Source organism: Sphingobacterium prati, from assembly GCF_013167215.1.
Lineage (GTDB): Bacteria > Bacteroidota > Bacteroidia > Sphingobacteriales > Sphingobacteriaceae > Sphingobacterium > Sphingobacterium prati.
The window spans coordinates 43,002-49,969 of sequence record NZ_JABJWY010000036.1 but is presented as its reverse complement, the minus strand read 5'-3'; the positions used below and the strand labels follow the sequence as shown (position 1 = coordinate 49,969).

The window sequence follows — 6,968 nt, the reverse complement described above, 5'->3', positions numbered from 1 at the left end:
TTTTTTATGCTGCCAATCTATCTTTTTTTAGCAGCATCTCTTCCATCTGTTTTGGTGTCTTATAGCCCAGAGCAGAATGTGTTCTTTTGGTGTTATAAAATCCTTCAATGTATCCGAAGATCTCCAATTTAGCTGACTGCTGATCCATGAATTTTCTATGATAGACCATTTCAGCCTTTAAAGTCTTGAAAAAGCTCTCAGCAACTGAATTGTCCCAGCAATTCGCTTTTCTGCTCATGCTTTGAAGTATCCTGTTTTCTACAATTACCCCTGAATTCATCGCAGGCATATTGAATCCCTCTATTCGAATGGAAGATAAGGCCATCTTTGACACCCCGGTTTTTAATAGCCATCCTGATGGCTTATACAGAAGTGTTTTTAGCGGTCATATCAGTTCTCAAAGACCATCCGATGACCTTTCTGTCCGCCAGATCAATGTGGGTATTGTATAGAAAACTTTTTAGTTGACATCAATGCTTTTGTTGAAATAATATATGAAGAGAATCTGAATGATGATCGAAAGAAAATAAATGAAAATTTAAAGTTTGAGGTTTGGATATCTGAGAACAACATACTTACAGATCTATTTATCTATAATTCCATATGTGTAAATTTTAAAATTGAGACCAAAACCTCTAAATATAATTACCATTCTCTGCTAAGTAAAAAAGCCGGTATATGTTGCAAGACTTTGGTTTCAAATAGAATTGAAGAGCTCAAAAAGTTGATCCATAAAAGAGACGAAAAAATAGATATCGTAGAAGAATATAAAAAAAGAAAGGAATTATTCAATAATGATTTCTTAGTAATAGCCACAGGAAAAGATTATCTCTATCCCCTAGTAAAAAAATATATTTGCGATAAATACACACATTTCAGGTATATTAGTGATAATTCTTTAAAAGTGAGATTAGCTAAAATTTGTAGCATTGATGAATTGAAGAATATTAAAGATTATATGCTTCAGTAAAATTTTTAAATTAATAACAATTACAAAGTGCCCGAATTAAATGTATATTTTAAAACGCTTAAACAAATGTAAGTCTATTGAAAGCAAAACACAATAATTGATAAGATAAAAGCAAGGTGAATAACCTTGCTTTTAAAATAATGTAAGTTGACCCGGATAGGACCTACAATGCTGACTTACGTTCTCTAGACGGCCGAAGCGCGTTCTAGTATAAGCTCTTACAAAAACAGGCCTAGCGGCACTACATGACGTACATTTTTCCATTGAATTTAGTTTTTAGATGATCAAAAAAAACTTGACTCTCTAAAACCAAAACAACTGGCTGCACCGTTCAAAAATAGATATTTATTTTTATATTTCAAATATCCAAAACTTAATTTAAGGTCGATGCGTTTTTGTATGTATCAATCAAATGAAGCGCAGACATATCTAGCAGAGGTTCATACATAAATGAGTTGACATGAATATTTTCTGGTGTCATTAAATTAACTCTGCCAATTATATAATGATTAACACTTTCGGGATATTTCTTTTGATATTCATTTGTCAATTGCCTTGTTTGATTATACTTTAAGCCACTTAAATCAAGATGAGGTAATTTACCAATCATATATTGCTCCGCTTTAAGTCTGGAAGCTATTGCCAATACAATTTTATTTTCAAGATTGATTTCATCAAAATTTTGCTCTAACAATATCCCATCAGCAATTTTAAAAATAAAATCTTGAATGCTCATGGATAAATCGATTTCTAGCTCTGTTTTATTTAATTTGATAAATCTATTTTTGTAGACCTCAAATACATGTCCAATTAAAATGTATGGAGAGTTTTCCTTCAAATGTAAGCAAGAAGTTAAGATGTCATAATCTTCACATTTATTAGAATCAGTGTAATCAACAATATTCCTAACGAAGGAAATTAAGCTAATAAAAACTTTAGGATCATTTACGGTTTTAAGATAGCGTTTTAAGATATCTTCCTTATATAGACTATCTTTCAAAATAACATTTCTTTGATCATCTTTAAAAGCCATAAAAGATTGCTGATTCAATCCCAAACGTGATAAAATAGTCCTATAAAAATCAAAATTATGAGTGAGAATTAGTATCCTAAATTGATCCGATAGTTTTAATTCATTTATGTATTCTATAATAGCATATTTATTCTTATAATCAAATGAATCAGCAACGTCGTCAAAAATAAGAAGATTTTTATCAGTATTATTTTTTCGTGATTCGATTTCGAATAAAAATTGCAAGATGAAAAATGCTCTCCTTTCGCCGCGGCTTAACACATTTAATAAATCGTGTTTATTTTTTCGAATTGAAGTTTTATCGATATCTCTGTAGTAAAATTCTAACTTTCCTGTTTGTTGCCTTAAAATTACATCTTCTTGGTTAGTTAAGCCTACTTCGAAAGGAACATAAAACCGTTCATTAAATGTTTTTATAATCTCTTTCCAAAGTTTAAATTCTTCTTTTGCTTCGCTTACAATATGTTCGAGATCAGCCTTTTTAGACATATAGAACTCTACTAAGAATTTTGTATCTGATTCCAATTGAAACAAGAAGCTACTCCATACTTTCCGTTTAAACACTTCATAATTTTTCAATTCTACCAGCAATAGATTTTCTTTTTCAATAACTCGTTTGAAAGCTCTCAAATCAACATTTGCACCTATTGCTTTATCAACTTTGTCAAATGCCGTCTTTAATTTTTTATCATTTACAATCTTTTTAATTTCCTCTTCAACGAAAGTTTTTAACTGTTCAGAATCTACTATCACAGTTCCATCTTCTAAAATGAACTTGTGCCCGGCCTCAAAAAAAGAGTTATCTTCAATAGATTTAAGAAGCTCGTTAGCTTGATAAGTACCGAAAGTTTTACCGTCTGTTTCTCTAAAAAATGTGGAATTGGAGATTAGATCTTTATAGTTTGACATATATTGATCTAAAATTTGTTCATTTTTATCTATGAATTTCTTAACACTCTCTTTCCGATCAAATACATCATTGTATTTAAAACTATATTTATCATATTTATCACCTAAATTAGTATATGCCTTTAAAATGCAATCAAAAAATGATTCTCGGTCACTTTCTGAAAAAGCTCCTATAAATTCAGTTTCACAATCCGTACTTTGAGATGTAGCTTTTAATTTTTTGATAAATTCAACTTTCTGAAAATCGAGATCCTTATATATACTTTCATAACGATTTTTTAAATCTTTACTGGCAATAAACGAACTCAATTTATTTGAAGCGTCAAAGGTATCATTTTCAGCGTTAATTACTAAAATACGATCCGGATTAATTGATTCGCCATCTGCATGTATTTCATACTTTGAAGAGCGATCTTCGAAAATCTTATCGCAAGGCATATTTTTTGCGTCATTCTTCGCAATTAGATCAAATGTTTTAGCTAATGAAGTTTTCATAGTTCCATTAGGCGCATAAATCAGGTAAGTATTAGATTGCTTCTCTTTAAATTTAAAATCGTATTTAAATTTCCCTATACCAAAGCAATACTCGAGGTCAATAGAAAGAGTATCCATAATTAATTAAAAATGTTTATAAAAATTATTTTTTCTAGTTTAGCTTCTTATATATTCGTGATATGTTCGTACATTTCCTGCATCTTCTAATAATAGCTATATAAGGAGATTAAATATCGTCGAGTAACAAGAATTATGAATTTTTAAAGAGTTGCAAATTGGTAGATCCGTCACAACCATTTCTTTAAAATATTTACTTTATTGATATTAACTCATTAATAATATCATTTTTAAACTTGCTAAAAATTCTTTTATGGTAATTATCTTTTTCAATTTCAATACCAAAAACTAGCCGATATCGGTCTTCTTTCGATATTTCTATTTCAGGAAACATTTTCTCTAAAAGAATATTAAGATAATTAGTTGAATACTTAAATCTAAGATCAATTAAATCTTGCAACTCTTTGTCTGAATGGCCCCGATATATCAATTCTAAATTTAATGACGTCACTGTATCGATACCCTTTGAATTAAACAATGAATTATTTTTAAATATAATTTTGCTTCTAGTAGCACTTAAAGCCAAATAGCTAAAAGAATAGGAAGAAGCAATATCAAAATCGATATAAGGATGTAAATGATCTGACAAGTTTAGATTTTCAGTACTTTTTATTGTATTACAAGTGGCGCATGAAGGAATTAAATTATAAAACGACAATGCCAATAATGGGAAATCCTGTTTGGGAAACCAATGATCAAATTGTGGGACCATACCTTTTCCTTTCTTCTCATAGACGAATATGTATTCTCTATTACAATAATTACAAGTGTGTTGATTTAAAAGATTAGCAAGCAAATAATTTTTTCTTTCCCATAAAAACCAACCTGTATATCCTGAATCTACAAACAGCTTCGCGGATTGCTCTTTGAATTCCTCATCAGTTTTCCCAAGATCAAAATATGCGCTAGATTTATCATTCCATATTTCCATAAGCCTGGTTGGTTTAGCTTTAATAATATCTTTTATTTCATCAACAGAAAATAGATCGCAAAATAATTGGTCTATTCCTCTTCTTATAGTCTGTTTAGAATTACAATAAACGCAGGATTTTTCACCACAATTATACCCAGTCTTTTTTGTTTTTGCATTATATCTACCCTTTAATTTAATTGCTAACCAGCAAATAGCTTCCTTACTATAGCTATTTAAAGCTTCAATTTGTTCACCTAAATAATTCATTACTGTTCGAAAGTTATATTTAAGCCTGAATTTAAAGCAATATCCGTAATTCTCCTCTTAGCTTCGGCTTTATCAATTTCTTCACTAAAAATAGTATAATACATTTCATTCATCTTATACCTAAGGAGAGGCTCATCTATTAGATCGATGATTTCCCTGTGCATATCTTTGGACGATTCAAGAACCCACCTACTACTAGATTCAATTTCGTTCAGCTCTTTCATCTTTTGCTTGGATAGTTCATCTATTTTATTATCTAAAGATCCTATCTCTTTTAATAAAATTCTATATCTTAACCATTTTATAGTTCGATCAATCTTCTCCTTTGCAAATTCTCCCATTAAACCATCAGACATAAAGAAACTATCAGCTAACAAGTCATGAATATTGGCACCAAATGTTTCTTTATTTTGTGCACTAATAATGGTAAGCCCATTACTATCTTTATCTAAAAAAATTACATTATTCTTCGGAATATCTGATAATGTCAATGGATCGTGAGTTGTAAAGATGACCTGTACTTTAGCTTGAGAATTTGAAAATTTAAAAAATGATGGAAGACTTTTAACTATCGAATTCACAAATTTCTTCTTCCACTGTGGATGAAAACCTAGATCTGCTTCGTCTAACAGTAAAATATATTCGGCAAAACTATTCTCTTCTTCAATTTTCTGAATATATTCATACAAAAGTGAATAGAGATTCAATAATGCATTTTCGCCAGAACTAAGGATTCTATCAGTAGATTCTATTCCTAAAAAGATATTCATTTTAATTTCCTGATAGTAGTAATTAGCAGCTAAATGGTTAATAATTTCCATTTGCAACTTTCTAATTCTATCAATACTATCATAACCGATGTTAAAAGATTTATTGCGTATTAATTTATCATCTTTAATTTCATCTACCAAGTCATAAATGAAATCAAAAAGCTCCATAACCTGAGGATTGAAGATTTTTTTAGCTTCATTTGTTGAAAGTCCCTGGTAATACACTTTAGCTTTCTCTACAAAGTTTCTCAATGAATCTATTGCATTTTCACTATCATAGTCTTCAATTACACCTTCGTTTAAGTAATCATTTTTCATTTCCATAAATGCGACTACTACAGTTATAAAAGAAATAATTAGATTACGTTTAAAAATATACGCATTTACTTCATGTTGGTTAATTACTTTACGATTTTCAACACGACGAATTTCTGTCCAATTGTTAAGCTCTGTGTTACACTTTTGTACGATATCTATGATGGGATTCCTAAACTGATTTGGTGTATTATGAAAGGTGCTCATAGAGATTTTCCCTTGGCTTAAACCTCGTAATATTATACCACCTACCCCAAACTTTAAATCTTTGAAGATTTGTGAAAAGATTGGATGCCTCTCACAAATAGTTGACGCTAGAAAGTCCATCTGTCTGACTGTGTTTAAAGACTTTAAATCTTTTTTAGGATTTAATCTCCAACCATTCTCGTCCGATTCTTTTTCTTCATCAAATATCCATTCCAAATCTCTTCTTAAAATATTATCTAACGATATATCGTTATCATCGGTATCAAAATCGTAATTATCCCGATAATCCAAATGTGGTGAATAGTAAATAATATTATTACCATTTCCGTAATGCTCTTTTATATATCTCAATATACTTGATTTTCCAGTTCCATTTCTCCCTACTATCGCAGAAACCATAGAAATATTTTCTCCCCAAAAATCATTAGTAATATTACCTAGTTGTAATTCGATTTCTAGATCATCCGAGCCGAAGACATGTGATATATCAGACGCTATAAGTTTAATTTTTTGTATCATCAATTTAGTTTTCTATCTATACATTGCTCTCTCCATACCATCTTAGTTGTATTTGAGACTTTATAATTCAGAATACACGAGGATTAGCTTAAAGCATCCATTTAAATTCTCCTAACTTTGAGTTAGCGACAGCTGCTTCTTTTTTGATAGAGTCTACCGACTTATAATTTTCTAGGATAATATCCGCTCTAACCTTCTGCTGAATCAATACACCGTCCAAAAGACCATCCTGCTTCTCGATCTGAACACGCGCAACCTCTTTAAGATGTACTGGTGTACCCACTGCAGTAATCATAAACATTTGACTCCCTTTTCCTGAAATTTCGTCGATATCTACACTAAGCCCTATAATAGCATCAGCACGAATTGCCTGTGCACGCTGCTTGAGCGTTTCGGTAACGCGCTTGTACATCTCCTGCATCTTCTTCTCATAGCTGGTAGAGCGACCGCCAA

The 6,968-nt window shown here is 30.6% G+C and carries 5 protein-coding genes; all 5 read right to left on the bottom strand.

All coding sequences use genetic code 11. The annotated features are described in order from the left end of the window. Positions 1–4 precede the first annotated feature (4 nt). Positions 5–325 (bottom strand): IS3 family transposase, encoded by a 321-nt coding sequence (locus tag HPC41_RS18095; protein WP_172393111.1) that lies wholly within the window; start codon positions 323–325, stop codon positions 5–7. Positions 326–1,343: 1,018 nt separating this feature from the next. Beyond that, positions 1,344–3,524, bottom strand: a complete 2,181-nt coding sequence (locus HPC41_RS18090) for a hypothetical protein (RefSeq protein WP_172395429.1) — start codon at positions 3,522–3,524, stop codon at positions 1,344–1,346. A 193-nt stretch (positions 3,525–3,717) separates the two neighbouring features. Continuing rightward, on the bottom strand, positions 3,718–4,704 hold the full coding sequence (locus HPC41_RS18085) for an HNH endonuclease (RefSeq protein WP_172395428.1): 987 nt from the start codon (positions 4,702–4,704) through the stop codon (positions 3,718–3,720). Next, positions 4,704–6,515 carry an AAA family ATPase gene (locus HPC41_RS18080; RefSeq protein WP_172395427.1) on the bottom strand — a complete coding sequence of 604 codons (1,812 nt, stop codon included), beginning with the start codon at positions 6,513–6,515 and terminating at the stop codon, positions 4,704–4,706. The genes HPC41_RS18085 and HPC41_RS18080 overlap by 1 nt, the downstream gene beginning before the upstream one ends. A gap of 88 nt (positions 6,516–6,603) precedes the next feature. Continuing rightward, the coding region (locus HPC41_RS18075; RefSeq protein WP_172395426.1) for a heavy metal-binding domain-containing protein at positions 6,604–6,968 on the bottom strand (365 nt) is incomplete at its 5' end.

Coding starts and splice junctions, on each gene's coding strand:
- HPC41_RS18095 (WP_172393111.1), bottom strand. CDS start 325: ATGGCCTTATCTTCCATTCGAATAGAGGGATTCAATATGCCTGCGATG.
- HPC41_RS18090 (WP_172395429.1), bottom strand. CDS start 3,524: ATGGATACTCTTTCTATTGACCTCGAGTATTGCTTTGGTATAGGGAAA.
- HPC41_RS18085 (WP_172395428.1), bottom strand. CDS start 4,704: ATGAATTATTTAGGTGAACAAATTGAAGCTTTAAATAGCTATAGTAAG.
- HPC41_RS18080 (WP_172395427.1), bottom strand. CDS start 6,515: ATGATACAAAAAATTAAACTTATAGCGTCTGATATATCACATGTCTTC.